The sequence below is a fragment of the Sphingomonas flavida genome (assembly GCF_036663655.1).
Lineage (GTDB): Bacteria > Pseudomonadota > Alphaproteobacteria > Sphingomonadales > Sphingomonadaceae > Sphingomonas.
The window spans coordinates 183,043-207,723 of sequence record NZ_JAXOJH010000004.1 but is presented as its reverse complement, the minus strand read 5'-3'; the positions used below and the strand labels follow the sequence as shown (position 1 = coordinate 207,723).

The following is a 24,681-nucleotide window of genomic DNA, read 5'->3' as shown; positions in this document are numbered from 1 at the left end:
CCATAGCCGGATTGCGGGCGAATGGGAGGGCTCTGGAACGGCCCGGCCGTCATCACCAATTAGAGCAGATGGACGAGATGACATTGGCGGTGGTCGGGATAGACTTTTCCAACGACGACAGGGCGCGGAGCAATCGGCGGTTCGAACTGCTGGCGTCGGCGGCAGGCGATCCGGTCAGCCTGCGTCTCGAACCGCGCAATCGGCACGATCCCAATGCGGTCGCGGTGTTCAGCGCGCGCGACGTGCAGGTCGGTTATCTCTCGGCCGAGCGCGCGCCGATGGTCGGCGCACGGATCCGGCGCGGGGACGCGGTCACGGCGATCCATCAGGGGATCAGGGGATCGGTCGCCTATATCCGGGTCCGCTTCGGTGGAGGTATGCCCACCTTGCCGGAGATGGTCGAGGCGCGATCGGAGCCGGTCGCGCCGGAGGAAGACTTTCATCCCGATCCCGATGGACCCGAATGGGGCGCATGAACGGGGCAACAAAAAAGGGAGCCGAAATCGGCTCCCTTTCCCTCCGCCGGAGCGGTGAAAGTCCGGGCGGGGAGAGGCCCCCGCCCGCGACGATCAGTTGCTGTCCGCGTTGTCGTCCTTGACGATCGCGACAACACCGATGGCAACGACGCCAGCAGCGATGATCGCTGCCAGGATGCCACCGCCGGCGAGCTTGTTGCCCTTGGCGGTCGGAGCCGACGCGCGGACCGACTTCGAAACCGACAGGCTGGCAGCCGGGTTGGTCGGAGCAGCGGCAACCGGAGCAGCAACCAGAGCCGTAGCGGCGACGGCAGACAGGAACTTCATCATACTCATTCTCCCATGGCGAACGACCGCCAAGACGCGGCGTTGTTCGTCGTCCCACTAGCGCATACGCACGTGCTCGTAAATTTGTTCCTGCGCTGCACCATTTTTTTTGAAGCGACCGGGAACATTTTGCCACAGTCGGATTGTGTTAACCAATGCGTCAGCAGCCGCGCCCGTATCTATCGGCCGACCGCCCCGACCTCACCTGGATGCATCGCGCCTGTTCATTTCGACAGGCCGAACGGCGGGGGCGATGGTCGGGAACGTGCCCAGGCCCGCCACACCCGCGATCGCGGCGAGCGTGCTAACGACCATCAATCCCGCGGCGAAAAAGGCGATCCAAAGATCGCCACGTATCAGCGCCCGCCGTCGCGCCTGGTCAGGGCCGCGACACAGCTTGCCCGGTCGATCGCGCTGCCATCGGGCTCACGCGCGTCGATATAGGTCACGCGCGGCTCGGCCCCGTCCTTGGGGTAGAGATAGGCGTCGAGGACGCAGAAGCTGCCCAGGAACTGCAGCTTGCGCGCGGTGCCCTCCCGCACATCGGCATCGGGCGTGCCGAACAGTTTGGTCAGCGCGGCCGCATCCTGGCCGATGACACGTTCCAGTCCGACATTTGTATAGGGGACGGGCACCGGGGCCATGCCGCCGCGCACCGGGGCGGCGGTCTGCGGCACGGTACAGCCGCCGACGATGAGCAAGGGGATCAGGGCAAGCGCCGGAATGCGGATCACGCCTGTCGTCTCCTGTGAAAATAATGGGTCGCCATGCTGGCTCCCAGGACGGGGGCCAGCAGATTGAGCACCGGAACCACGAACAGGGCCGCCGCGGCAAGCCCCAACAGGAAGCGCGACGGACCGGTCGCCTTGCGCCAGCGTCGCATCGCCGCACCGTCCATGTGCCGCGCCGCGACCATGTCGCCCAGATCGCGCGACAACAACCACGCATTGACCAGCAGGAACGCCGCCGCCGTACCCACGCCGGTGACCAGCAGGGCGATATAGAGTGGCAGCAGGATCAGGTTGACCGCGACGACTCGCAATGCCGAGCCCAGTCCCATCGCCATGCCCCGGACGAAGGGCACCGGCCGGGCCTTGGCGAGGGCATCGGGATAGTGGCGCGCCTCGACCGCCGCGACGATATCGTCGGCGAAGACGCCGACCACCGCCACCGCCACGGCGCGAAACGCCAGCCACAGCGCCAGGAGCTCGACCACCAGCGTCAGCGCCGCCGACCATTCGCCCGCCTGCGCGCCCAGCCACTGGGTCAGCGCGGCGCGCACCGCCCACCACAGCCCGGCACCCGCCGCGGCGAACAGCGCGAAGGTGACGGCCAGCGAGCGAAGCAGCACCCGTCGGATCGCAGGATCGCCGAGCTGGCCGATCGACAGGAAAAAGGCGTGGAACATGGTCCACGGGATGACGCCGGGCGGGCGGCAAAGTCAATGCGCCGGGAAGGGGTGCGACAGGGGGCTCCGAAGGCCAGCTTGCGCGGGGGATGCGCCCTGACTAGGGCGGCGACATCACAGCTATTTTTCCCGGAGCCCCTTCCTTGACCAACCCCACTTACGACGTGGTGGCGATCGGCAATGCCATCGTCGACATCCTGAGTTCCGCCGAGGACGATTTCATCGCCGAGCAGGGCATGACGAAGGGCGCGATGCAACTCGTCTTCTCGACCGAAGAGGCCGACGCGCTCTATGCCAAGATGGGTCCGGGACGCGAGATTTCCGGGGGCTCGGCCGCCAACACGCTGGCGGGCATGGCCGCGCTGGGCGGCAAGACCGCGTTCATCGGCCAGGTCGCCGACGACCAGCTGGGCGACGTCTTCGCGCACGACATCCGTGCGGCGGGCGTCAAGTTCGACACGCCGTCGCGTCCCGGCCAGCCGACCACCGCGCGCTGCATGATCTTCGTCAGCCCCGATGGCCAGCGCACGATGAACACCTTCCTGGGGGCGTCGCACTATCTGCCCGCCGAAGCGCTCGACAAGGCGCTGATCGCCGATGCGGCGTATCTGTATATCGAGGGCTATCTCTGGGATCCCGAAGAGCCGCGCGCCGCGATGCGTGCCGCCATCGACGTTGCCCGCGCGGCGGGTCGCAAGATCGCCTTCACCGCCTCGGCCGAGTTCGTGATCGACCGTCACCGCGCGGACTTCCACGCGCTGATCGAGGGCGGCATGATCGACGTGATCTTCGCCAACGAAACCGAGATCGTCGCGCTGACCGAAACGGCCGATGTCGAGGCCGCCATCGCCTCGCTGAAGGACAAGGTCGAGACGCTGGTCGTCACGCTGGCCGAAAAGGGCGCGCTGGCGCAGCAGGGCGATGTGCGCGTGACGGTGCCTGCCCAGCCGGTCGACAAGGTCGTCGACACCACGGGTGCGGGCGACCTGTTCGCGGCGGGCTTCCTCTATGGCCAGACGCATGGCCAGGACCTGAAGGGCTCGCTGACCCTGGGCGCGGCGTGCGCGGCGGAAATCATCAGCCACTTCGGCGCACGGCCCCAGGTCGACCTGAAGGCGCTGGCCGCCAGCCTCTGAACGTCGATCCTCCCCAGGCGCCGCTTGGGGAGGGGGACCATCCCAAGGATGGTGGAGGGGCAGGGCCCCAGACGAAAAGGCCCGGAGGATCGCTCCTCCGGGCCTTTTCTCGTGCCTTGCGTCGGTCGATCAGCGATCGAGCGGCTTGGCGACTTCCGGCTGCATCGCGGGATCGTCGACCACGTCGATGATGCCACGCCCGACATAGCTGCGGCGACGGCTATAGCCGAAATAGATGACCAGGCCGATCGCGCCCCACACCGGCAGGACCAGGATCGAGCCCCAGTCGAGCGAGAGGAACAGATACAGGCAGCCGACGATCGCGAGCGGCGCGACGATCCACACCAGCGGGGTGCGGAAGGGGCGACGACGATCCGGATCGGTCCGACGCAGCACCAGCACCGATACGGCCACCATCAGGAAGGCGAACAGCGTGCCCGAATTGGAGTAATTGGCCAGCTTGCCGACCGGCAGGAAGGCCGAAGCGAAGGTCGCGGCCAGGCCGGTGACGATCGTGACCACATGCGGGGTCTTGTACCGGGGATGGACCTTGGCGAAGGCCTGCGGCAGCAGGCCGTCGCGTGCCATCGTGAAGAACACGCGGGTCTGGCCGAACATCATCATCAGGACGACCGAAGGCAGCGCCAGCGTGGCGGCCAGGCCGATCAGGTTGCCGATCTTTTCCCAGCCGATGGTGCGAAGGACATGCGCCAGCGCCTCCTTCGAGCAGGACAGCGGCTCGGCCACGCCGCCCGCGACGATCGCCTGGCAGCGCGCGGTCAGCTCCGACGTGCCGGGCGACAGCACGACACCGGCGGCATCGCGCACCGGCTGCGCGCCTAGCGGCGAGCCGATCGCCCCGGCCGAGACGAGCAGATAGAAGACGGTGCAGAACATCAGCGAGGCGATCAGGCCGATCGGCACGTTGCGCTGCGGGTTCTTGGTTTCCTCGGCGGCGGTCGACACCGCGTCGAAGCCGACATAGGCGAAGAAGATCGAGGCGGCGGCACCCGCCACGCCGGTCAGGCCGGTGGGCATGAACGGGTGGAAGTTCGCGCCGTTGATCACCGGCACCGACAGCGCGATGAACAGGGTCAGCGCCGCGACCTTGATGGCGACCAGGATGGCATTGACGCGCGCGCTCTCGGTCGTCCCGACGACGAGCAGCCAGGTGACGAGCAGCGAGATGATGACGGCGGGCAGGTTGATGTAACCGCCCGACGACGGGCCGTTGACCCACTCCATCGGCACGTCGATGCCCAGCAGGCTGCGGATCTGCCCCACCACATAGCCCGACCAGCCGACCGCGACGGCGGAAGCGCCGACCGCATATTCCAGGATCAGCGCCCAGCCGACCATCCAGGCGAGCAGCTCGCCCATGACGGCATAGGTATAGGTATAGGCCGAGCCCGCGACCGGCACCATCGAGGCCAGTTCGGAATAGCAGAGCGCCGCCACCGCGCAGACGAAGCCCGCCAGCACGAAGGACAGCATCATGCCCGGCCCCGCCTTCTGCGCGGCTTCGGAAGTGAGAACGAAGATACCGGTGCCGATGACGGCGCCGACACCCAGCATGGTGAGCTGGAACGCGCCTAGCGATCGTTGCAGCCCCTTCTTCTCGGCGGTCGCCAGAATGGCGTCCAGAGGCTTAACGCGCCCGAAAATCATGAATGTCCAATCCCCCCGAGGGAAGGGCGGCCCCGACATGGAGCTCGCCCGGCGTTTCGTGAATGATCCGGGAAGTTAGCTGCAATTTTATTACGTGCAATCCCTAAGACGCAGGGGATGCGGTAAGGGGAGGAGAAAGGCGGTGATTGCCGCCCTTCAATCTTGAACCCCTCCCGCAGGCGGGAGGGGCGTGCCAGGAGGTGAGGTCAGCGCGCCAGCATCGGCCCGAGCGGCTTGCCCGCCAGGATATGCACATGGAGATGCGGCACTTCCTGCCCGGCATCCGGGCCGACATTCGCCAGCAGCCGATACCCCGGCTGAACCACGCCCGCCTCGCGTGCGACATGGCCGACCGCGCGGACGAAGCCGGCGATCTCCGCGTCGCTGGCACGCGCCGAGAAATCGTCCCAGGATACATAGGGGCCACGCGGGATCACCAGGATATGGGTCGGCGCGTGCGGTGCGATGTCGTGGAAGGCGACCGCCCATTCGTCTTCATAGACGCGGCTGGACGGAATCTCGCCGCGCAGGATCTTCGCGAAGATATTCTGGTCGTCATAGGGAAGCGTGGCGTCGATCGGCATCGATGGTCTCCGTCGGATTCAGCGCGGGCGCGCGGCCTTTTCGTCATGCCCCGACACGCCCTCGCGCCGCGCCAGTTCGGCGCGGACGTCGTCCAGCGTGTGGCCGGTATCGGCCAAGAGGACGATCAGGTGGAACATCAGGTCGGCCGCCTCGGACACGATCTTGTCGGGCTGGGCCATGGCGGCGATGACGGTTTCGACCGCTTCCTCGCCCAGTTTCTGCGCGATCTTCGGCCGCCCCTTGGCGAACAGGCTGGCGGCATAGGAGGTGGCGGCATCGCCTGCGTCGCGGCGTGCGCGGATCGTGGCTTCGAGGCGGTCGAACATGTCCATGCCGGGCTGGGTGGCGCGACGCGGCGTCCGCGTCAATCCTTGCGGTTCCGGCGGCGCAGCGCACGACGCAGCAGCCAGATCGCGCCGATCGCGAAGACGAACAGCGCGATGTCCGACAGTTCCGGGTGGGTGCGGGGGCGGATGATGCCGCTATGGCCGTTGGCGGGGGTCATGATCGCTAGGGGCATGGGGCGAGTTTATCAGCGTCCGTCCGCCCGGTCATCCCGGGGATCTTGGTTCGCGCAGAGGCGCGGAGAGTCTGGTTTCTTGGCGGGCGTTCGCCTGCGTTTTTTTTTAGAAGGGAATGTCTCCCGATCGAAGGCTCGTGCCCGACAACCCCACCGCCGTTCAGCCTGAGCGAAGTTCAAGGCCAAGGGGATCCGGTTAGACAAGGGGCGGGGCGTGCGCTTCGACTTCGCTCAGCGTGAACGGAGTGGGGCGAGCGCCACGATCGGGAGACGAAAACGTCCCTTGGCTTACCCAGCCACTCGCCCCTTACCCAAACTCTCCGCGCCTCCGCGTCTCCGCGCGAACCAAAAACCTTCGCGTCCTCGCGGCTTCGTGCAAAACTCAATGCGCCCGAACCGGCACCCCCGCCGCCGCGAGGGCCCGGTGCGCATCCGCGATCGACGCGTCGCCGAAGTGGAAGATCGACGCCGCCAGCACCGCCGAGGCATGACCGTCTCGCACCCCTGCGACCAGATCGTCCAGGCCGCCGACGCCGCCGCTCGCCACCACCGGCACGCTGGTTCGGTCGGCGATGGTGCGAATCAGGTCGAGGTCATAGCCGCCCCGCGTGCCGTCGCGGTCCATCGAGGTGATCAGCAACTCGCCCGCGCCCAGTCCGGCCAGCCGCAAGGCATGTTCGACCGCGTCGATGCCGGTCGCGCGCCGCCCGCCATGGGTGAACACCTCCCAGCCATCCGCCGTGCGTCGCGCGTCGACACTGGCGACGCAGCACTGGCTGCCGAATCGCTCGGCGATGTCGGAGACGACTTCGGGACGGCTGACGGCGGCGGAGTTGACCGCCACCTTGTCCGCGCCCGCCAGGAGCAGTGCCCGCGCATCCTCCGCCGTGCGCACCCCGCCGCCGACGGTCAGCGGCATGAAGCACACCGCCGCCGTCCGCCGCACCACGTCCAGGATGGTGCCGCGCGCCTCATGGCTGGCAGTGATGTCGAGGAAGCAGAGTTCGTCCGCGCCCGCCGCGTCATAGGCGCGCGCCTGTTCGACCGGGTCGCCCGCGTCGATCAGGTCGACGAAGTTGACGCCCTTGACCACCCGCCCATTGGCGACGTCCAGGCAGGGGATGACGCGCGCGCGGACGGTCATGCGGACGCCGCCACCGACAGTGCCGCCGCGAGGTCGAGCCGCCCGTCATAGAGGGCCCGGCCGGTGATCACGCCCTCGACCCCGTCCTGATGATGGAGCGCCAGCATATGAATGTCGCCGATCCCCGCCACGCCGCCGCTGGCGATGACCGGAATCCGCACCGCGCGGGCGAGGTCGACGGTCGCGGACACGTTGCAGCCTTTGAGCATTCCGTCGCGGCCCACATCGGTGAACAGCAAGGCGGCGACGCCCGCATCCTCGAACCGGCGTGCCAAATCCTCGACCGACACGGTCGACACGTCCGCCCAGCCGCGCGTGGCGACCATGCCGTCCTTGGCATCGACCGCGACGACGATGCCGCCGGGATAAGCCTTGGCCATGTCGCGCACGAAGTCGGGGTTCTCCAGCGCCGCCGTGCCGATCACCACGCGCGACACGCCCAGATCGAACCAGCGCTCGACATTCTCCGGCTTGCGGATGCCGCCGCCCAGCTGAACATGACCGGGAAAGGCTTTGACGATCGCCTGCACTGCTTCGCCATTGACCGATTCGCCCGCGAACGCGCCGTCCAGGTCGACGACATGGAGATGCTGTGCACCGGCCTCGGCGAAGAGCATCGCCTGATGGGTGGGGTCGTCGCCATAGACGGTGGCGCGGTCCATATCGCCCTCGGCCAGACGGACCACCTGGCCACCCTTCAGGTCGATGGCGGGGAAGACGATCAAGCTCACGGATGCCACTCCAGGAAACGGGTGAGGAAGGAGAGGCCATAACGCTGGCTCTTCTCAGGGTGGAATTGCGCGCCGACCACCGTGTCGCGACCGATCGCGGCGGTGACAGGGCCATCATGGTCGGTGGTCGCCAGCACCTGCTGGCCGGTAAAGGCATAGCTGTGCAGGAAATAGGCCTCGCCCGGCACGATCAGCGGGTGCTCGCCAACGGGCCGGACATCGTTCCAGCCCATATGCGGGACCTTGGCCGAGGGATCGGTAGGCGCGAGTCGGGTCACGCGACCGGGAATCCAGCCCAAGCCCCGATGTTCGCCCATCTCGTCGCTGGCATCGGCGAGAAGCTGCATACCCACGCAAATGCCCAGGAACGGCCGCGCGCGGGTGAGGGCGGCGTCGCGCAACGACTCTTCCAACCCGTCGACGGCGCGCAGGTTCGCCGCGCACGCCCCGAACGCGCCGACACCGGGCAGGACGATCCGGTCGGCACGCGCGATCACGTCCGGATCGGCGGTGATGACGACATCCTTCGCCCCCGCCGCGCGCAGCGCATTGTCGACCGAGTGGAGATTGCCCGACTCGATATCGATCAGCGCCAGCGTCACAGCATGCCCTTGGTCGATGGGATGGCGTCCGCTTTGCGCGGGTCGATCTCGACCGCCATGCGCAACGCACGGGCCAGGCCCTTGAAGATGCTTTCGGCGATGTGATGGTTGTTGTGGCCGTGCAGCAGCTCGACGTGCAGCGTGATGCCTGCTTCCTGCGCAAAGCTGTGGAACCAGTGCTCGATCATCTCGGTCTGGAGCGTGCCCAGCATCGGATTGGTGAACGGCACCTTCCACACCAGCCAGGGGCGGCCCGAAATGTCGAGCGCGGTGCGGGTCAGCACCTCGTCCATCGGCGACAGCGCCTCGCCATAGCGAGTGATGCCGCGCTTGTCGCCCAGCGCCTTGGCAAAGGCCTGTCCGATCGCCAGCGCGCTGTCCTCGGTGGTGTGGTGCCCGTCGATATGCAGGTCGCCCTCGACCTTGACCGACAGGTCGATCAGCGAGTGCCGCGACAGCTGGTCGAGCATGTGATCGAGAAAGCCGATCCCGGTGGCGTTCTGATAGACGCCGGTGCCGTCGAGATTGACGGTGACGTCGATGACGGTTTCCGCGGTGGCGCGGTGGACGGTGGCAGTGCGCATGGCCTCCCCATAAACACCTATCCGTCCCATGCAATCTTGACCCGCGATCAAAGGCCGCTAGTCCAAGGGGCATGACCGAAGGATTGCCCGACAGCCTCATCCCCTATGACGACATCGTGCAGGAGGCCCTGCGCGCCGTGGTGGGGCGTGTGCTCGGCCCGGTGGCGGAGACGGGGCACCTGCCCGGCACGCACCATTTCTACATCACGTTCAAGACGCAGGCGCCTGGGGTGGACATCCCGCAGCGGCTGGTCGAGCGATTCCCGGACGAGATGACGATCGTCCTGCAGAATCGCTTCTGGGACCTGACGGTGGACGAGAATCGCTTCTCGGTGGGGCTCAGCTTCAACCAGGTGCCGTCGAAGCTGGTGATTCCCTATTCGGCGATCACCCGTTTCCAGGATCCCGAAGTCCAGTTCGAACTGGGCTTCCACGTCGCCGACGATCCGCAGAGCGATCCCGATCCGCACGGCTCGGCCGAGAATGACGAGCCGGTCGCCAAGCCGGTCGAGGACGGCAGCAACGTCGTCGCGGTGGATTTCAAGCGCAAGAAGTAAGGGGCGTCGCCCTTTCCCACGCTGGGAGAGGGCTCGCTCTATTAAATCCTCCCCTGCAAGGGGACGTGGCGCGCGAAGCGCGTCGGAGGGGTGTCCCGCTCTCGAAAGGGTGATACCCCTCCGTCAGAACTGGCACCCTGCCACCTCCCCTTAAAGGGGAGGAATTTACATTTTCCAGATAACGGACCGAAGCCTGGCGGCGATCAGCCCCGGCCTTCCTCGCGCGCACCGCGACCGCGCCGTTCACCGCGGCGTTCCTTGCGATATTGCTTGGCATGGGCCTTGGCGCGCTGCTTCAGCACTTCCTTGGGCGGCGGGCCGCGATCCTCGTCCTGCGGCAGGACGTCACCGCGAATCTCGTCGAAGCCCAGCTGGTTCATCGATTCGGCGAAGTGGGTGGGCAACTCGGCGGTCTGGTCGATGCGGCCGCCATCGGGATGGTCGACGCGGATGCGCCGCGCATGCAGGTGCATCTTGCGGCTGATCCCGCCGGTCAGGAACGCCGCCGCGCCGCCATATTTGCCGTCGCCGACGATGGGGTGGCCGATCGCCGCCATATGCACGCGCAGCTGGTGGGTGCGGCCGGTAAAGGGCTGCAACTCGACCCAGCAGCAGCTGTTGCCCGCGCGCTCGATCACGCGGTAGCGCGAGCGGGCCGACTGGCCGTTTTCCTCGTCGACATGCATCTTCTCGCCGCCGGTGCCCGGCTGCTTACCGATGGGCAGTTCGATCGTGCCATCGTCGATCGACGGCACGCCGATGACCAGCGCCCAATAGATCTTTCGGGCGGTGCGCCCCGAAAACGCCTTGGCGAAGAACGCCGCCGACCGCGCGTTGCGCGCGACGAGCAGCGCGCCCGAGGTATCCTTGTCGAGTCGGTGGACCAGCTTGGGCCGCCCCTCCGCCTCGAACTGGAGGGCATCGAGCAGACCGTCGACATGGGTGGTCGTCTTGGTCCCGCCCTGGGTCGCCAGGCCCGGCGGCTTGTTCAGGACCAGCGCGTCGCGATCCTTATGGATCACCATCTCGCGCGCGAACGACTCCTCGTCCTCGGACAGGACGTTGCGCGGCCGCATCGTCGGCTTGCTGTTGGCGACCAGGGCAGGTTCGGCCGGGGGCACGCGCAGCACCTGGCCCGCCGTGATCCGGTCACCCGGCGTCGCGCGCAGGCCATCGACACGCAACTGGCCGGTGCGTGCCCATTTGGCGACGGTGGTGAAACTGGTGTCGGGCATGTGCCGCTTGAACCAGCGATCCAGCCGGATGCCGTCATCGTCATAGCCGACCGTGAATTGGCGGACAGAGTCCGTCATGCGAAAATCCTCGTTATCCAGAGCCCCGCCCACAGCGCGGCCAGCGAACCGAACAACGAGAGCGCGACATAGGCCAGGGCCCATGTCACCTGACCGCGTTCGATCAAAGTGATGGTATCGAGCGAGAAGGAGGAAAAGGTAGTATAGCCCCCCAATATCCCGACACCGATGAACATGCGCCACCCTTCGGCCCCGCCCGTCCGCGCCAGCACCCCGGCAAGGATGCCCATCGCGAGACAGCCGACCCAGTTGACCGCAAGCGTGCCATAGGGAAAGCCGGGGCCGAGCGCATCGGTGAGCACCCGTCCCGTCAGATACCGCCCCCCCGAGCCCAGCGCGCCGCCCAGCATCACGAGAAGAAGTGGTGTCATGATCCTGTCGCCCTTAGCGCAACCGGGCTCGCTGCGCAAAGGACAAGCGATGGAGCAGGGGACGGCCCGGAATCGCTCCAGGCCAGGGCAGGGAAAAGGCTATCCGCCCCGCACCACCAGGTCGATGTCCGTGCCGCCGTCGCGTGGTGTAGCATAGACGATATAGGCCCCGTTGCCGCCGGTGCCGCCCAGCACATGTTGCGCGCCGTCCATCTTGTGCTCGGCCGACAGGCCTGCGCCGCTGGCCTTGGTATAATAATAGTCGATCACCTTCGCGGGCGGCGCGGCGGTGCGCAGGCTGACGATCCGCAGCGCGCAACCGTTGGCATCGTTGCCCGCCGCCTCCGCCACCTGCGCGCCGGGATAGGGGGGCAGGGCGGCGGGCAGGCGCTGGGCCCATCCGGCGGAGTAGCGCAGGCCCGACAGGCACGCGGCATTGGCGGCTTGCTGCCCCGCCTTGGCCGCCAGCGTATAGGCACCGGCCGAGGCACGGCATTCCGGGCAGTCGCGAGCCGCTGGGGGTGCGGATTTCAACGTGCGGGCATCGACCGGATCGGCGGGCGGCGGTGTCGAGGGCAGCTGGTCGCTAGGCGGCCGGTTCGGCGGGCGCAGCGCATTGGCGTTCGATGTCTGGGTCAGGCCGGGATCGACCATGATCTGCCCCGCCAGCGCCTCGCGCAGTTGCGGGTCACGCGCGGGATTGCCGTCGTTCATCGCGGCGAGTTCGTTGTCGAGCGCATTGAGCTGCGCATCGTCGTCCGGTCTGCCCCCGCATCCACCCAGGACCAGGCAAGCCAGCAAGATCAGAGTCGGTCGCATCCGGGCCATCATGGGGCGGCCATAGCATGGGGATGCGACCCGTTCCTTAATGTTTCCCCGATCGCGGTGGTCGAATCGCGGTGAATGGAATGCGGGTCGAACAACTTACGGCCGAACCGGTGCTTGTGCATCGCCGTGGCGGTTGCCATCTTGGGCGACATGCTGAACCTCTTCTCGATCCTTATCGGCCTGGTCGCGCTCGTTCTCGGGATCGTGCCGTTCCTGCCCTTTTTCGCCTGGGGCTATTGGTTCGTCATCCCGATCGCCGTGGTCGGCGCGGCGGTGGGCGCATTGTCGTCACGCGATACCGGGCGAAACCTCAACCTGATCCTGATCCTGATCTTCGGCCTGCGCCTGATGCTGGGCGGCGGCTTCATCTGATCGCATCGGCGGGCGGCGTCGGCGTACGCGAAACGGCCCGGCGGGTTTCCCCACCGGGCCGTGCCTCTGGTCGAGCGGCCGTTTAGCGGCAGCGTACCTGGCCGCGGTCGATCTGCTGGCCCAGCAGCGCGCCGCCGCCCGCACCGATCACGGTGCCCAGCAGGCGCGAACCGCCGCCCGCGATCACATTGCCCAGCGCGCCGCCCGCCAGACCGCCGATCACCAGACCGGTCGTGCCGTCATTGCGGCGGCAGTAATAGCGCCCGTTCATACCGCGATAGACGCGGTCGTTGCGACCGAGCGCGCGCGGCTCGTAATAGCGGCCGTCGCGATAATAACGCTCGGGATAATAGCCGCGCTGGCCCGGCTCGAACCGGTTATAGTCGTAGTTGCGCCAGCGGACATTGCGCATATCCTTGCGATAATCCTGGCGGGCATCGCGGATATCCTCGCGATATTCCCGGCGCGCCTCGCGCACGTCGCGCGGCGAATCGGCCCGGCGGACGTCGCGATTATAGTCGCGACGGGCATCGCGAACGTCCTCACGATATTCCTGGCGAGCTTCCCAGCCATTGCGCTGCGCTTCGGCAGGAATGGCGGTGAAGGCGGTGGCGACGATGGTCGCCGACAAGAGAGCGATACGCATTACTATACTCCCGGTGATGATGATTGTTAGAATGCGCGGTGATCGCTGTTGTTGCGTGAACCCAAGACTACTTGCCATTCACCGGGCAGACAGTCGTTTTGTTTGTCTTTGGGTAACGGAAACTGAAAAAGAAAAGGGCACCACCCGAAGGTGACGCCCCGTCTTTCCCACGCGTGGGATGATTGCCTTAGCGGCAGCGGCGGTTGCTGGTGCTGCGCTCGACCTCGCGACCGGCCAGCGCGCCGACGGCGGCGCCACCCAGCGTGCCAAGCGTACGGTCGCCGCGCGTGTCGATCGTACGACCCAGCAGCGCGCCCGCGACGCCACCCACGACCAGACCGGTCGTGCCGTCCGGCTTGCGGCAGCGGACGCGGCCGCGATCGTCACGCCATTCGCGGTACTTGTAGCGGCGCTGCGCGTCGGCGGCGGTGGCGGGCAGGACCAGCGAGGGAACGACCATGGCGGTGCAACCCAAGGCAAGCATCAATTTGCGCATATGGAACTTCCTTTCGAATTGATCTGATGCCGTAACGTCCCAATTCTACTGTCCGTTGCATGAACAGAAGATAACGTCGCGTTCATGTCCGGGACGCCCTTTCCGCAGGGGCAAAGCCGCTTTAGGGTCGCCACCGATGCTGCCTCAACCCACCGCCATGCTGCCCACCGTGATGCCCTGGCTCGACCTGGCGGGACTGGCCGTCTTTGCGGTGTCGGGCGCGCTGGTCGCGGCCAAGCATCGCCAGACGATGGTCACGCTCGTCTTCTTCGCGCTCATCACCGGGGTCGGCGGTGGTACGTTGCGCGACCTGTTGATCGATGCGCCGGTCTTCTGGGTCCATGACGCGCGTGTGCCGATCGTCTGCCTGGTGGCGGCGGTCGCGGTCTGGATGACCCCCGCACGCTGGTGGCGGGGCAGCGCGCTCGACTGGTTCGACGCGGTCGGGCTGGCGGCCTATGCGGTGTACGGCGCGGCCAAGGCCACCAGCTATGGGATACCGCCGGTGGCCGCGGCGATGCTGGGGGTCGTCTCGGCCTGTGTCGGCGGCATCATTCGCGACGTGATCGCGGGTGAGCCGTCGATCCTGATGCGGCCCGAACTCTACGTCACCGCCGCCGCGCTGGCCTCGACCAGCTATGTGGCGCTGATGCTGCTCGGCGTGCCGGGGGCGGGGCCGATCGCGGCACTGGCCGGGTTCATCCTGCGCGGGGCGGCGATCCATTACCGGATCGCCTTGCCTGCGTATCCCGCCAAGGAGCGAGACGGAGGGTGATGCCCTTGGGCTTCGACTTCGCTCAGCCTGAACGGGGGTTTGGGAAGACTACCCCCACGCTCCGCTCAGGATAAACTTCGGCGCAAAGCTCCGAAGTCGAAGGCTCCGCCCCAAACCTCACCGCCCCAGCATCAATTCCGGCCGCACCACCCGGTCGAAGGTCGCCTCGTCGACCAGCCCCAGTTCCAGTCCCGCTTCCTTCAACGTCTGCCCCTTCTGGTGCGCGTGCTTGGCGATCTTGGCGGCATTGTCATAGCCGATCTCGGGCGCCAGCGCGGTCACCAGCATCAGCGACCGGTCGAGCAGATCGGTGATCCGGTCGCGATTGACCGTCATCCCCTCGACCGTCCGCTCGGCGAAGCTCTCCATGCCGACCGCCAGCAGATGTACCGACCGCAAGACATTCGCCCCGATCAGCGGCTTGAAGACGTTCAGCTCCAGATGCCCCTGCAGACCGCCGACCGTGACGGCGGCGTTGTTGCCGATCACCTGCGCGGCGACCATGGTCAGCATCTCGCACTGGGTGGGGTTGACCTTGCCCGGCATGATCGAGCTGCCCGGCTCGTTGGCGGGTAGTTCCAGCTCGCCCAAGCCGGAGCGCGGCCCAGAGCCCAGCAGCCGGATGTCGTTGGCGATCTTGGTCAGCGCCACCGCCAGCACGTTCAGGGTCCCGTGCAGGTCGACCAGCCCGTCATTGCTGGCCAGCGCCTCGAACTTGTTGGGCGCGGTCGCGAAGTCGATACCGGTGGCCTCGGCGATTTCCGCCGCGATCGCCTCGGCAAAACCGTTGGGCGCGTTCAGTCCGGTGCCGACGGCCGTACCGCCCTGCGCCAGCGGCAGGATATTGCGGTGAAGCGTCCCCTCGATCCGGTCGCGGGCATTGGCCAGTTGCTGGACATAGCCGGAGAACTCCTGACCCAGGGTCAGCGGGGTCGCATCCTGCAAATGGGTGCGCCCGATCTTGACGATGTCATCCCACGCCTTCGCCTTTGCATCCAGCGCGGCGTGGAGGCGGTCGAGCGCCGGAAACAGCTGCTTCGTCACCGCCAGCGCGGCGGCGACATGGAGCGCCGTCGGGAAGGTGTCGTTCGACGACTGGCCGCGATTCACATCGTCATTGGGGTGAACCGGCGACTTGCCGCCACGCGTGCCGGTCAACATCTCGTTCGCGCGACCAGCGATCACCTCATTGGCGTTCATGTTGGACTGGGTGCCAGAGCCCGTCTGCCAGATGACGAGCGGGAACTGGTCGTCATGTCGTCCGTCGATCACCTCCTGTGCCGCCGCTTCGATGGCGTCGGCCTTTTCGCCGGAGAGGCCGTGGCCGCGATTGATCCGCGCGGCGGCCTTTTTCACGATGGCCAGCGCATGGACGATGCCGATCGGCATCTGCTCGCGCGCGCCGAACGGAAAATTCTCGAGGCTGCGCTCGGTCTGGGCGCCCCAATAGGCGCTGGCGGGAACCTCGATCGGGCCGATCGAATCGGTTTCGGTGCGGGTCTGGGTCATGGAGTGAGGGACTCACCGGCGCGCGATGGGTTCCGTACGAACAAAAACCCCGCCGACCAAGGTCGACGGGGTTTTGAAGCCAGGGGAGGGGACTTGCGGCCCCATCCCGTTAGCGGCGGCAATAGCCGGGGTTGTTCGACTTTTCGATCGCGTTGCCGGCCAGGGCACCTGCGCCACCGCCCAGGATCGTGCCGAGCGTACGGTCGCCCCGCGTGTCGATCGTGCGGCCGAGCAGGCCACCTGCGATCGCGCCGACGATGGTGCCCGTGGTGCCGCTGTTGCAGCGCTGGGGACCGCGATAGGCATAGCCGCGCTGGTCGTAATAGCCGCGATCACCACGGTAACCGCGATCGTAACGCGGGCCACGGTTGTAGCCATCTGCATAGGCATCGCCGTACGCGCGGCTGTCGCCATAGCCACGATCGTAATAGCGCTGTGCCGAGGCAGTGTTCGGAACCATGGCCGTGGCGCCGATGGCAAGGGCGGCGGCAGCGAGCGAGAGCTTTTTGAACATCACAATCTCCCTTGATCTTCAAACCGGCGGCGGCGGGATGATTCCCGTCGTCGTTGAAGAGCTTTTGCCCGATTCGCGATGTTCCAATGCTGAATGCGCTTGTTAGCTGTTGTTCATGCGAAACGTCATGCTTCCCCCGCCACGCCCTTGCCGATAGGAGGGGGCGATGACGCGCCCGCGCCTTGCCCTGTTCGATTGCGACGGCACCCTGGTCGACAGCCAGGCCAATATCTGCCTCGCAGCGGTCGAAGCCTTTCAGCTGTCCGACCTGACCCCGCCACCCGCCGCGGCGATTCGCCGGATCGTCGGCCTCAGCCTGGTCGAGGCGATGCGCGTGCTGGCCCCCGATGCGACCGACGCCGCGCACCACCGGCTGGCGGCGGATTACAAGGCCGCCTTCTTTCGCCTGCGCACGGCGGGCGCGATGGAGCCCGAGCCGCTGTTCGAGGGGATCCCCGCGCTGCTCGACCATCTGGCGGGCGAGGGCTGGCTGATGGGCGTGGCGACGGGCAAGTCCGATCGCGGGCTGGCACGGGTGCTGGCCGAACATGGGCTGACGCATCACTTCGTCACCTTGCAGACCGCCGACCGGCATCCCTCCAAGCCCGATCCGTCGATGGTCCTCGCGGCGATGGCGGAGGCGGGGGTCGCGGCGGGCGATGTGGCGATGATCGGCGATACCAGCTTCGACATGGCGATGGGCAAGGCGGCGGGCGCGTTCGCGGTCGGCGTCGCATGGGGATATCATGACGTGCACGATCTGGTGAACGCGGGCGCCGACGTCGTCGCGCAAGAGGTGGCGGACCTGCCCGCCCTGCTGGTGCGCGCATGACCGGCGGCGACCGCACGGCACGGCGCCACTGGTTCATCATCATGGCCGTCCGCCTGGTCGGCGTGGCGGGTGCGCTGTTCGGCGTGGTGCTCGCCTCGCGCGGGGTCACCTGGCCGCACAAGGCGTTGGGGGTGGCGATCATCTTCTCCGCGCTCGGCATGATCGCGATCGTACCGGCCGGGCTGGCGCATCGCTGGCGGAGTGGCGGCGAATGAGGCGGTTCTGGACCGACGTGACCGTCGATGCCGAACGTGTCGTGCGGCTGGACGACAAGCCGGTGCGCACGCCCGGCCGCGTGCCGCTGGCCCTGCCGACGCCCGCGCTGGCCGAGGCGGTGGCCGGGGAATGGCGCGACGTGACCGAGACCGTGGACCCGCGCGCCATGCCGCTGACCGGCCTCGCCAACGCCGCGATCGACCGGATCGCCGCCGATCCCGCGCCCTTCGCCACCGGGCTGGCGCGTTATGCCGAAAGCGATCTGCTCTGCTACCGCGCCGATTCACCGCCCGAACTGGTAGAGCGGCAGGATGCGGTGTGGAACCCGCTGCTCGACTGGGCGCGCGATCGCTATGACGTGCATTTCACGCTGGTGACCGGCATCATACATCAAGCGCAGCCGCCCGCCACCGTCGAGCGACTGGCGCAGGCGGTGGCGGCGCTCGACCCGTTCCGGCTCGCGGCGCTGTCGCCGGTGGTGACGATCACCGGCTCGCTGGTGCTGGCGCTTGGGCTGCTGGGGGGCGCGGCGGATGCGGACGCGATCTGGATCGCGGCGCATGTCGACGAGGATTTCCAGGCCGAGATATGGGGCGAGGATTATCTCGCCATCGAGGCGCGCGAGGCGAAGCGGCGCGAGTTCGACGCGGCGGTCCGGTTCCTGGGCGCGCTCGAGTAAACCGGGGATGCGTCGAAGGCCGGTATCCGGCATGGGCTTCGACTTCGTTCCGCCTGAACGGACTTGGGGGTGAATCAGTCAGGAGTGGGGCGGCTCACTTGGTATGCGTCTTCACCGATCCACTCCTCCGTTCGCACGGAGCGAAATCGAAGCGCACGGGACAGCGTCCGCCCGGAACGATGCCGTTACTTCGTCGTCAGCTTGCGGATGAACCCGATCAGCCCGGTCTGGCGCGAGCGCTTCAGGCGTTCGGCCTGCAGGATGGTCTTCACCCCCTGGAAGCACTGCTCGACATCGTCATTGACCAGGACATAGTCATAGCCGTCCCAGTGGCTGACCTCGTTGGTCGCGCGTGCCATGCGGGCGTCGATCACCGCGACCGTATCGGTCGCGCGGCGCTCGAGGCGCTGGCGCAGTTCTTCCATCGAGGGCGGGAAGATGAACACGCGGACCACGTCGCCGCCCGCGATCTGGAACAGCTGCTGCGCGCCTTGCCAATCGATGTCGAACAGCACGTCCTTGCCCGCCGCCAGCATCGCCTCGACCTGCGCGCGCGGGGTGCCGTAGCGGTTGTCGAAGACATGCGCCCATTCGAGGAACTCGTCATTCGCCACCATGCGGCGAAATTCCTCGAGACCGACGAAATGATAGTCCTTGCCGTCCACCTCGCCCGGCCGGATGCCGCGCGTCGTGGCCGACACCGACATTTGCAGGCCGTCATCATCGGCCAGCAGCTTGCGCGCGATCGTCGACTTGCCCGCGCCCGAGGGCGAGGACAGCACGAACAACATGCCGCGGCGCTTCAGCTTGTGGAGATCGTCGGGGTGGGCGTGCGAGTTGGGCATGTCTGCCTTTGACGCACGCAGTCGCAGCGCGTCAAGAGATGCTTGACGCGCTGCGACATAAGCTGGCCGAGAGGCGATGTTTAGAAGCGGTCACCCGTGACCTTGCCCGCCTTGCGACGGTCATAGGCCTTCTTGGCCGCATAGCCGCCGCCGAGCAGCAGGCCGAGCGGACCCAGGCGGCGCATGCCGCCGACGGCCAGCGCACCCAGCGCCGCGCCCTTCAGGCCGTTATTGCCGTCGCGGCGGCCGACTTCGCGCCCGACGAGCGCGCCAATGATACGTCCGATCATGCTGTCTCTCCGAATAGCTTGTTCTTGATCTCGCCCGCGCCGCGCAACACCGCCCAGCCCACCGCATAGGTGATGGCCAGCGGTAGCACGACTTTCAGGACATTGGCGGTCACCGCGCCGATGATCGCGCCGTCGGCGACACCGTCTTCGCCCGACATGCCGTCGATGGCGGCGCCCACCATGGCGCCGATGGTCGTTGCACCCATTGCCTATGCCCTTCGTTGCTCAGGGCAGGAAAAGCACGGGAGGGGCGATGGGTTCCGTCGATCATATCCTCCCCGGCACGGGGAGGTGGCAGGGCGAAGCCCTGACGGAGGGGGCGTGCCGGATAGGAAGTCCTGTGCGGCAATGCCCCTCCACCACCGCTTCGCGGAGGTCCCCCTCCCCAAGCATAGCGTGGGGAAGAATATGTTCAGCCCTTGGCCGCGACCCTGGCTTCGATCGCGTCCCAGATCAGGCCCGCCACATCGGTGCCGTCGAACTTTTCGATCGCGACGATGCCGGTGGGGGAGGTGACGTTGATTTCGGTCAGCCATTCGCCGCCGATCACGTCGATGCCGACGAACAACAGCCCGCGCCGCTTCAACTCCGGCCCCAGCACCGCGCAGATCTCGCGCTCGCGCTCCGTCAGCTCGGTCTTTGCCGCCGATCCGCCGACCGCCAGGTTGGAGCGGATCTCGCCCTCGCCGGGCAGGCGGTTGATCGCACCGGCGACCTCGCCGTCGATCAGGACGATGCGCTTGTCGCCCTTGGCCACGGCGGGCAGGAAGGCCTGGACCATATGCGGCTCGCGATAGGCGGTGTTGAACACCTCGATGAGTGCCGACAGGTTCGCGCCGTCGCGGCCGACCTTGAAGATCGCCTTGCCGCCATTGCCGTGCAGCGGCTTGATGACGATCTCGCCATGCTGCGCCAGAAACGCGCGCGCCTCGTCCAGCGAGCGGGTGACCAAAGTCGGCGGCATGAACTGCGGATAGTCGAGGACGAAGACCTTTTCCGGCGCGTTGCGCACGCTACGCGGATTGTTGACGACCAGAGTCTTCTCGCCGACCCGCTCCAGCAGATGGGTGGCGGTGATATAGCCCAGGTCGAAGGGCGGGTCCTGCCGCATCAGCACGACATCGGCCTCGTCGCCCAGATCCAGCTTCACCGGTTCGCCAAAGCGGTAATGGTTGCCCGCGACGCGCTGTACGGTGACGGGATGGGCCCGGACCCACAGATGCCCGCCCGACCAGTTGAGGTCTCCCGCATCGTAATGGAACAGCCTATGCCCGCGTGCCTGCGCCGAAAGCATCAGCGCGAATGTCGAGTCCCCGGCGATGTTGATCTGGTCCATCGGGTCCATCTGGACGGCGACGGTCAGCGGCTTGGACAGCAGCTCGGACATGGGGGTGTTCCTTCGTTCGGACGGGGCTTGGCCACGGCAGGTAATCGCTCCCCCGGCCGCTGTCACCCGCACCATGCGTTTTCGATGTGACGCGGCCGCGTGCCCGGCGCGAGCAGGATGACGTCGACCCGGATATCGTCGCCCGGCCCGGCATAGCTCGGCATCAACACCTCGGCCGCCGCCGCCACCCGCGCCAGCCGCCGTTCGTCGATCGCGAAGTCGAGCTCGGCGGCGGTCTTGCGCGTCTTCACCTCGACAAACGCGACCAGCGACCCGCGCCGCGCGATCAGGTCGACCTCGCCAGCGGGCGTCCGCACGCGGCGGTCGAGGATGGACCAGCCCTTGAGGCGCAACCACCAGGCGGCGAGACGCTCGCCACGTCGGCCTGCGGCTTCGGCAGCACGCCGCTGCACGCTATTGCGCATCCGTCATCCCCAGCATCTGGCGTGCAGATAAAGGGCAAGTTCGCGCGCATGTCGACCCCAATGGGGGAACAGCAGACGGAACGACCATGCGGCATCGTCCGCGCCTAAATTTGTAGCGTGCCACACGACTTGGCGCAGATCGCGGGTGATGTCGGCCAAATCGTCGATCGCATCCGCCATCATCAACGCCTCGTCGATCGAGGCCAGCGGATCTGTGACACGGTACAGGCCCAAATCTGGGAAACGCTGGGCCACGTCACGATACAGCGCCGCGCCATCGACGGGCGGGGGATCGTGGTCTTCGTCCGCGCAGTCCGCCATCGGGACGTCATGCGACCGAGCCAGCAGTCGATCGAGCGCCTGGGCCAGGGCCTCGATTGTCGGCACCTCGTCGCCCCACAACACAGACAGGAGATCATGCGCGACCTCGGCGGCGGACGGTGCATGACCAGGCTCAGGACGAGGCGTCATGCCGGGATGACGCTGACCATAGTGTCGATGGGTTCAGCATTGCGATGACCATCGGCACTATGGCTGAAGCGGAAGCGTTGCATCCGATAGGCTTGCTACCGGACTATCCCGCCGACAAGTCGAAATCGGGAAGGGCGCCAGGTTGGTTGATGGCCACTTATCGTCAGGACCGAAGGTGCGGCTTGACGCCTTCCTATACGATGGGGGCGAACCGACGTCTGAATTAGGGGGGGGCGTTCATTGTTGGCTGATAATCGGCGATTGACGCCGAGGCCATGTCGATCAGGCTGCCATTTCCTCCGGCGCGGTCAGCCAGGCCAGGCTGTCCTCGGCATTGTCGAAGACCCGCAGATAGGGTTGGGTCATCAGGCGTCGGATCTGTTGCCGCCCGATCGCGCTGCGGTTGACCATCGCGATGCGGCTGGCGCGGGGGAAGCCTTGGAGGGCCTGGTGGACCGTCATGATCGCATCCTTGGGCTGAACCGTCGTCGCGTTCATGTCGATGCGCAGGCGATAACCGGGCCGAAAGCCGCTGCGCCGGAACGCATCGATCAGTTCGCGGGCATAGCGTGTCGCGATCTCGGGCGTGAACAAGCCGGTCCACTGGATATCGAGCAGGTTGATGTCGTGACGGAATTCAAAGGCGTACAAGATGCGGCTCCCCAGTCCCATCCTGGACCGGGAAGCCTTGAGAAATCGCTAACGCCGCGTTGCCTGATCGTCGGACTTGCCGTCCTTCATGGCCAGCGCGCGAGTGTAGAGCGTCTTGCGGTCGAGCCCCAGCGCCTTGGCAACCTCGCTCGCCGCGCGGCCGACGGGCAGGCGGGTCAGCGCTTCCGCCAGCGCGGCGTCGGCGTCCTGTTCGGTGGCGGGCGGCGCTTCGCCCGGCGGCGCGACGACGATCGCGATCTCGCCCTTCGGCCCGCCCTCGGCATAGCGGGCGGCGAGGGTGGAGAGCGTGCCGGTCACGGCCTCTTCGAACTTCTTGGTGATCTCGCGGGTCACCGCCGCCTCGCGGTCGCCCAGCCCTTGCGCCAGCGCGGTCAGCGTCGCGGCCAGGCGGGGGCCTGATTCATAAAGGACCAGGGTGGCGCGGATCGACGCGATCTCGGCGATGGCGTCGGCGCGGGCCTTTTCCTTGGAGGGCAGGAAACCGGCGAACAGGAAGCGGTCGGTGGGCAGCCCCGCCAGCGTCAGCGCGGCAATGGCGGCGCACGGGCCCGGGATCGTCACCACCATGTGCCCCGCCGCGCGGGCATCGCGCACCAGCTTGTAACCAGGGTCGGAGATCAGCGGCGTCCCTGCATCCGACACCAGCGCCACCGCCTGGCTGGCCATGCGCGCGATCAGGCCGGGGCGGACATGCTCGGCATTATGATCGTGATAGGGCTGCATGGGCCGCTTGATGCCGATGTGGCGGAGCAGTCCGGCGGTCACCCGGCTGTCCTCGACGGCGATGAGATCGGCGTTCGTCAATATGTTGGCCGCCCGCGGCGACAGATCGCCGAGATTGCCGATCGGGGTCGCGACGATGTACAGGCCGGGTTCGAGAGTGTGTTCGGTTTGGGTCACGGGGATCGTCATGACAGAGGCAAGGCTGTTCGTACAACCGGGGGCCGCAGATTCGGGCGCTCCCAAAATCCGGCTGCAGCCTCTGGGGCGCAGCCTGGCGCTGGCCGCCACGCTGTTCCTGGGTGCGTGTCAGACGATCGTCCCGCGCGGACCCGTCGAGCCGCAGCCGACCGGGCCCAGCCCCGCCACGCCGCGTCCCTCGCGCGATGTCGAGGCAGGCCTGCCGCGCGATACCGCCCGCCACCGCGTCGCGCTGCTCGTGCCGCTGTCGGGCAGCAATGCCGGGGTCGGCCAGTCGATCGCCAATGCCACGATGCTGGCGCTGCTCGACGCGCAGGCCGACACGATCCGAATCACCAATTACGACACAACGTCCGGTGCGGCGGCGGCGGCGCAGAAGGCGATCGCGGAAGGTGCGCAACTGATCCTCGGACCGCTGCTGTCCGAGGATGTCCGCGGGGTCGCCCCCGTCGCACGCGCCGCGCGGGTACCGGTCATCAGCTTTTCCAACGATATCGGCGTGGCGGGCAATGGCACCTACCTGATGGGCTATACCCCGGCCCAGTCGATCGAGCGGGTCGTCGATTATGCACGCGGGCGCGGCGTCACGACCTTTGCGGGTCTGGTGCCCAACGGCCTGTATGGCGAGCGGGCGTCGACCGCCTTCCTGCGCGCGGTCGAAGGGGCAGGGGGGCAGGTCGTCTCGCTCCAGCCCTATGGCCGGGTGGCGGGCGGCATTGCCTCGGCGGCGCAGCGCCTGACCGCCAAGGCTCCTTATGATGCCGTGCTGATCGCCGATGGTGGCGCGACGGCGGCGGCGGCGGCCCCCATCCTGAAGCGCGGGGCGGGCGCACGGACCCGGCTGCTGGGCACCGAATTGTGGAATTCCGAATCCGGCATCGCCGCGCGCGCGCCGCTCAACGGGGCCTGGTTCGCCAGCGTCTCGAACAATCTCTACCGCCAATATGCCACCAAATATCGTGCCCGGTTCAGGGCGGCGCCTTATCGGCTGTCGAGCCTAGGCTACGACTCGGTGCTGCTGACCGTGCGTATCGCGCGCGACTGGCGGATGAACGCACCCTTCCCGGAAGCGCGACTGCGCGCGTCGGACGGTTTCTCAGGGATCGACGGTGCGTTCCGCTTCGGCCGCGACGGCGTGGCCGAGCGCGCGCTCGAGGTGCAGGAAATCCGCGACGGCACCGCCGTGACCGTCAGCCCGGCGCCAGCCGGCTTCGACGGCTGAGCGCGGTCTATTCGAATCTGGCAGGTAAAAAACAGGCCGGGATGACGAAGCATCCCGGCCCGAGTTGAGGGACGTCCGGGCCGACCGACTTTTAGCGCTCTTCGTGTCGGTCGTTGCGAAGTTGTCCGGGATCGACAGGTTCAGGACGTGGACGACGGA

35 protein-coding genes are annotated in these 24,681 nt (G+C 67.1%); 9 read left to right on the top strand and 26 right to left on the bottom strand.

Annotation, left to right across the window (positions count from 1 at the left end; translation table 11 throughout):
* The first annotated feature begins 68 nt into the window (after positions 1–68).
* A complete protein-coding gene (locus U1703_RS06710; RefSeq protein ID WP_332785084.1) occupies positions 69–476 on the top strand; it encodes an HIRAN domain-containing protein in 408 nt (135 codons plus the stop codon).
* Positions 477–569: 93 nt separating this feature from the next.
* Here U1703_RS06710 and U1703_RS06705 read toward each other — a convergent pair whose 3' ends face one another.
* The 3 genes from U1703_RS06705 to U1703_RS06695 form a co-directional block, all read right to left on the bottom strand.
* Positions 570–806 (bottom strand): hypothetical protein, encoded by a 237-nt coding sequence (locus tag U1703_RS06705; protein ID WP_332785083.1) that lies wholly within the window; start codon positions 804–806, stop codon positions 570–572.
* Positions 807–1,159: 353 nt separating this feature from the next.
* On the bottom strand, positions 1,160–1,537 hold the full coding sequence (locus tag U1703_RS06700; RefSeq protein WP_332785082.1) for a hypothetical protein: 378 nt from the start codon (positions 1,535–1,537) through the stop codon (positions 1,160–1,162).
* Positions 1,534–2,211 (bottom strand): EI24 domain-containing protein, encoded by a 678-nt coding sequence (locus U1703_RS06695; protein WP_332785081.1) that lies wholly within the window; start codon positions 2,209–2,211, stop codon positions 1,534–1,536. The genes U1703_RS06700 and U1703_RS06695 overlap by 4 nt, the downstream gene beginning before the upstream one ends.
* 143 nt (positions 2,212–2,354) lie before the next feature.
* Between U1703_RS06695 and U1703_RS06690 the strand changes: the two genes are divergently transcribed.
* Positions 2,355–3,347, top strand: coding sequence for an adenosine kinase (locus U1703_RS06690; protein ID WP_332785080.1), 993 nt, complete (start codon positions 2,355–2,357; stop codon positions 3,345–3,347).
* Between the two features lie 129 nt (positions 3,348–3,476).
* On the opposite strand, the gene U1703_RS06685 is transcribed toward U1703_RS06690, so the two are convergent.
* The 8 genes from U1703_RS06685 to hisB all read right to left on the bottom strand — a co-directional run bounded on the left by U1703_RS06685 (position 3,477) and on the right by hisB (position 9,181).
* A complete protein-coding gene (locus U1703_RS06685; protein ID WP_320453366.1) occupies positions 3,477–5,015 on the bottom strand; it encodes an amino acid permease in 1,539 nt (512 codons plus the stop codon).
* 206 nt (positions 5,016–5,221) lie between these two features.
* Entirely contained in the window at positions 5,222–5,599 is a 378-nt protein-coding gene (locus U1703_RS06680) for a histidine triad nucleotide-binding protein (protein ID WP_320453367.1), read from the bottom strand.
* An 18-nt stretch (positions 5,600–5,617) separates the two neighbouring features.
* Positions 5,618–5,932 carry a phosphoribosyl-ATP diphosphatase gene (locus U1703_RS06675; RefSeq protein WP_058752128.1) on the bottom strand — a complete coding sequence of 105 codons (315 nt, stop codon included), beginning with the start codon at positions 5,930–5,932 and terminating at the stop codon, positions 5,618–5,620.
* A gap of 32 nt (positions 5,933–5,964) precedes the next feature.
* The gene (locus tag U1703_RS06670) at positions 5,965–6,120 is read right to left on the bottom strand and encodes a hypothetical protein (RefSeq protein WP_332785079.1); all 156 of its coding nucleotides are present in this window, start codon (positions 6,118–6,120) and stop codon (positions 5,965–5,967) included.
* A 382-nt stretch (positions 6,121–6,502) separates the two neighbouring features.
* Positions 6,503–7,264 carry an imidazole glycerol phosphate synthase subunit HisF gene (gene hisF, locus U1703_RS06665; protein WP_332785078.1) on the bottom strand — a complete coding sequence of 254 codons (762 nt, stop codon included), beginning with the start codon at positions 7,262–7,264 and terminating at the stop codon, positions 6,503–6,505.
* Positions 7,261–7,995: a 1-(5-phosphoribosyl)-5-[(5-phosphoribosylamino)methylideneamino]imidazole-4-carboxamide isomerase gene (gene hisA / locus U1703_RS06660; protein ID WP_320453370.1), complete on the bottom strand. Its 735-nt coding sequence runs from the start codon at positions 7,993–7,995 to the stop codon at positions 7,261–7,263. The genes hisF and hisA overlap by 4 nt, the downstream gene beginning before the upstream one ends.
* The gene (hisH, locus tag U1703_RS06655) at positions 7,992–8,597 is read right to left on the bottom strand and encodes an imidazole glycerol phosphate synthase subunit HisH (RefSeq protein ID WP_332785077.1); all 606 of its coding nucleotides are present in this window, start codon (positions 8,595–8,597) and stop codon (positions 7,992–7,994) included. Before hisH ends, hisA begins: the two co-directional genes overlap by 4 nt.
* The gene (hisB, locus tag U1703_RS06650) at positions 8,594–9,181 is read right to left on the bottom strand and encodes an imidazoleglycerol-phosphate dehydratase HisB (RefSeq protein ID WP_320453372.1); all 588 of its coding nucleotides are present in this window, start codon (positions 9,179–9,181) and stop codon (positions 8,594–8,596) included. Before hisB ends, hisH begins: the two co-directional genes overlap by 4 nt.
* Positions 9,182–9,252: 71 nt before the next feature.
* Between hisB and U1703_RS06645 the strand changes: the two genes are divergently transcribed.
* A complete protein-coding gene (locus tag U1703_RS06645; protein ID WP_042486441.1) occupies positions 9,253–9,738 on the top strand; it encodes an SspB family protein in 486 nt (161 codons plus the stop codon).
* Positions 9,739–9,941: 203 nt separating this feature from the next.
* On the opposite strand, the gene U1703_RS06640 is transcribed toward U1703_RS06645, so the two are convergent.
* From U1703_RS06640 to U1703_RS06630, 3 genes are all read right to left on the bottom strand, one after another.
* On the bottom strand, positions 9,942–11,051 hold the full coding sequence (locus U1703_RS06640) for an RluA family pseudouridine synthase (RefSeq protein WP_320453373.1): 1,110 nt from the start codon (positions 11,049–11,051) through the stop codon (positions 9,942–9,944).
* Entirely contained in the window at positions 11,048–11,422 is a 375-nt protein-coding gene (crcB, locus tag U1703_RS06635) for a fluoride efflux transporter CrcB (protein WP_320453374.1), read from the bottom strand. Before crcB ends, U1703_RS06640 begins: the two co-directional genes overlap by 4 nt.
* A 99-nt stretch (positions 11,423–11,521) precedes the next feature.
* Positions 11,522–12,241, bottom strand: coding sequence for a hypothetical protein (locus U1703_RS06630; RefSeq protein ID WP_332785076.1), 720 nt, complete (start codon positions 12,239–12,241; stop codon positions 11,522–11,524).
* 159 nt (positions 12,242–12,400) lie between these two features.
* Here U1703_RS06630 and U1703_RS06625 point away from each other — a divergent pair, with 159 nt between their 5' ends.
* Complete coding sequence (locus tag U1703_RS06625) at positions 12,401–12,622, top strand: hypothetical protein (protein WP_320453514.1); 222 nt, start codon at positions 12,401–12,403, stop codon at positions 12,620–12,622.
* An 82-nt stretch (positions 12,623–12,704) separates the two neighbouring features.
* On the opposite strand, the gene U1703_RS06620 is transcribed toward U1703_RS06625, so the two are convergent.
* Together U1703_RS06620 and U1703_RS06615 are read right to left on the bottom strand one after the other, a co-directional pair.
* A complete protein-coding gene (locus U1703_RS06620) occupies positions 12,705–13,268 on the bottom strand; it encodes a glycine zipper 2TM domain-containing protein (RefSeq protein ID WP_332785075.1) in 564 nt (187 codons plus the stop codon).
* 187 nt (positions 13,269–13,455) lie between these two features.
* Positions 13,456–13,764: a glycine zipper 2TM domain-containing protein gene (locus U1703_RS06615; protein WP_230481270.1), complete on the bottom strand. Its 309-nt coding sequence runs from the start codon at positions 13,762–13,764 to the stop codon at positions 13,456–13,458.
* Positions 13,765–13,900: 136 nt separating this feature from the next.
* Between U1703_RS06615 and U1703_RS06610 the strand changes: the two genes are divergently transcribed.
* Positions 13,901–14,539, top strand: a complete 639-nt coding sequence (locus U1703_RS06610; protein WP_332785074.1) for a trimeric intracellular cation channel family protein — start codon at positions 13,901–13,903, stop codon at positions 14,537–14,539.
* 117 nt (positions 14,540–14,656) lie between these two features.
* Here the strand turns inward: U1703_RS06610 and fumC are convergent, their stop codons facing one another.
* Positions 14,657–16,048 (bottom strand): class II fumarate hydratase, encoded by a 1,392-nt coding sequence (gene fumC, locus U1703_RS06605; protein WP_332785073.1) that lies wholly within the window; start codon positions 16,046–16,048, stop codon positions 14,657–14,659.
* Between the two features lie 109 nt (positions 16,049–16,157).
* Entirely contained in the window at positions 16,158–16,562 is a 405-nt protein-coding gene (locus U1703_RS06600) for a glycine zipper 2TM domain-containing protein (RefSeq protein ID WP_332785072.1), read from the bottom strand.
* 166 nt (positions 16,563–16,728) lie between these two features.
* Here U1703_RS06600 and U1703_RS06595 point away from each other — a divergent pair, with 166 nt between their 5' ends.
* Genes U1703_RS06595 through U1703_RS06585 form a run of 3 tightly spaced genes read left to right on the top strand, consistent with a single transcriptional unit; the run spans position 16,729 to position 18,289 of the window.
* Positions 16,729–17,394, top strand: a complete 666-nt coding sequence (locus tag U1703_RS06595) for an HAD-IA family hydrolase (protein ID WP_332785071.1) — start codon at positions 16,729–16,731, stop codon at positions 17,392–17,394.
* Positions 17,391–17,609, top strand: coding sequence for a hypothetical protein (locus U1703_RS06590; protein ID WP_332785070.1), 219 nt, complete (start codon positions 17,391–17,393; stop codon positions 17,607–17,609). Before U1703_RS06595 ends, U1703_RS06590 begins: the two co-directional genes overlap by 4 nt.
* Entirely contained in the window at positions 17,606–18,289 is a 684-nt protein-coding gene (locus U1703_RS06585) for an ATP12 family chaperone protein (RefSeq protein ID WP_332785069.1), read from the top strand. The genes U1703_RS06590 and U1703_RS06585 overlap by 4 nt, the downstream gene beginning before the upstream one ends.
* A 185-nt stretch (positions 18,290–18,474) precedes the next feature.
* Here the strand turns inward: U1703_RS06585 and gmk are convergent, their stop codons facing one another.
* From gmk to rsmI, 8 genes are all read right to left on the bottom strand, one after another.
* A complete protein-coding gene (gene gmk, locus U1703_RS06580) occupies positions 18,475–19,134 on the bottom strand; it encodes a guanylate kinase (protein ID WP_332785068.1) in 660 nt (219 codons plus the stop codon).
* A gap of 80 nt (positions 19,135–19,214) precedes the next feature.
* Positions 19,215–19,424: a hypothetical protein gene (locus U1703_RS06575; RefSeq protein ID WP_332785067.1), complete on the bottom strand. Its 210-nt coding sequence runs from the start codon at positions 19,422–19,424 to the stop codon at positions 19,215–19,217.
* Complete coding sequence (locus tag U1703_RS06570; protein ID WP_332785066.1) at positions 19,421–19,630, bottom strand: hypothetical protein; 210 nt, start codon at positions 19,628–19,630, stop codon at positions 19,421–19,423. Before U1703_RS06570 ends, U1703_RS06575 begins: the two co-directional genes overlap by 4 nt.
* A gap of 206 nt (positions 19,631–19,836) precedes the next feature.
* Positions 19,837–20,811 carry a glutathione synthase gene (gene gshB / locus U1703_RS06565; protein ID WP_332785065.1) on the bottom strand — a complete coding sequence of 325 codons (975 nt, stop codon included), beginning with the start codon at positions 20,809–20,811 and terminating at the stop codon, positions 19,837–19,839.
* Positions 20,812–20,873: 62 nt separating this feature from the next.
* Positions 20,874–21,236 (bottom strand): YraN family protein, encoded by a 363-nt coding sequence (locus U1703_RS06560; RefSeq protein ID WP_332785064.1) that lies wholly within the window; start codon positions 21,234–21,236, stop codon positions 20,874–20,876.
* A 3-nt stretch (positions 21,237–21,239) separates the two neighbouring features.
* The gene (locus U1703_RS06555) at positions 21,240–21,641 is read right to left on the bottom strand and encodes a hypothetical protein (protein ID WP_332785139.1); all 402 of its coding nucleotides are present in this window, start codon (positions 21,639–21,641) and stop codon (positions 21,240–21,242) included.
* Positions 21,642–21,989: 348 nt separating this feature from the next.
* The gene (locus tag U1703_RS06550; protein WP_332785063.1) at positions 21,990–22,358 is read right to left on the bottom strand and encodes an STAS/SEC14 domain-containing protein; all 369 of its coding nucleotides are present in this window, start codon (positions 22,356–22,358) and stop codon (positions 21,990–21,992) included.
* Between the two features lie 48 nt (positions 22,359–22,406).
* The gene (rsmI, locus tag U1703_RS06545) at positions 22,407–23,291 is read right to left on the bottom strand and encodes a 16S rRNA (cytidine(1402)-2'-O)-methyltransferase (RefSeq protein ID WP_332785062.1); all 885 of its coding nucleotides are present in this window, start codon (positions 23,289–23,291) and stop codon (positions 22,407–22,409) included.
* Here rsmI and U1703_RS06540 point away from each other — a divergent pair.
* Complete coding sequence (locus U1703_RS06540) at positions 23,290–24,522, top strand: penicillin-binding protein activator (protein ID WP_332785061.1); 1,233 nt, start codon at positions 23,290–23,292, stop codon at positions 24,520–24,522. The two genes, rsmI and U1703_RS06540, sit on opposite strands and share 2 nt — an antisense overlap.
* The last annotated feature ends 159 nt before the right edge of the window (positions 24,523–24,681 follow it).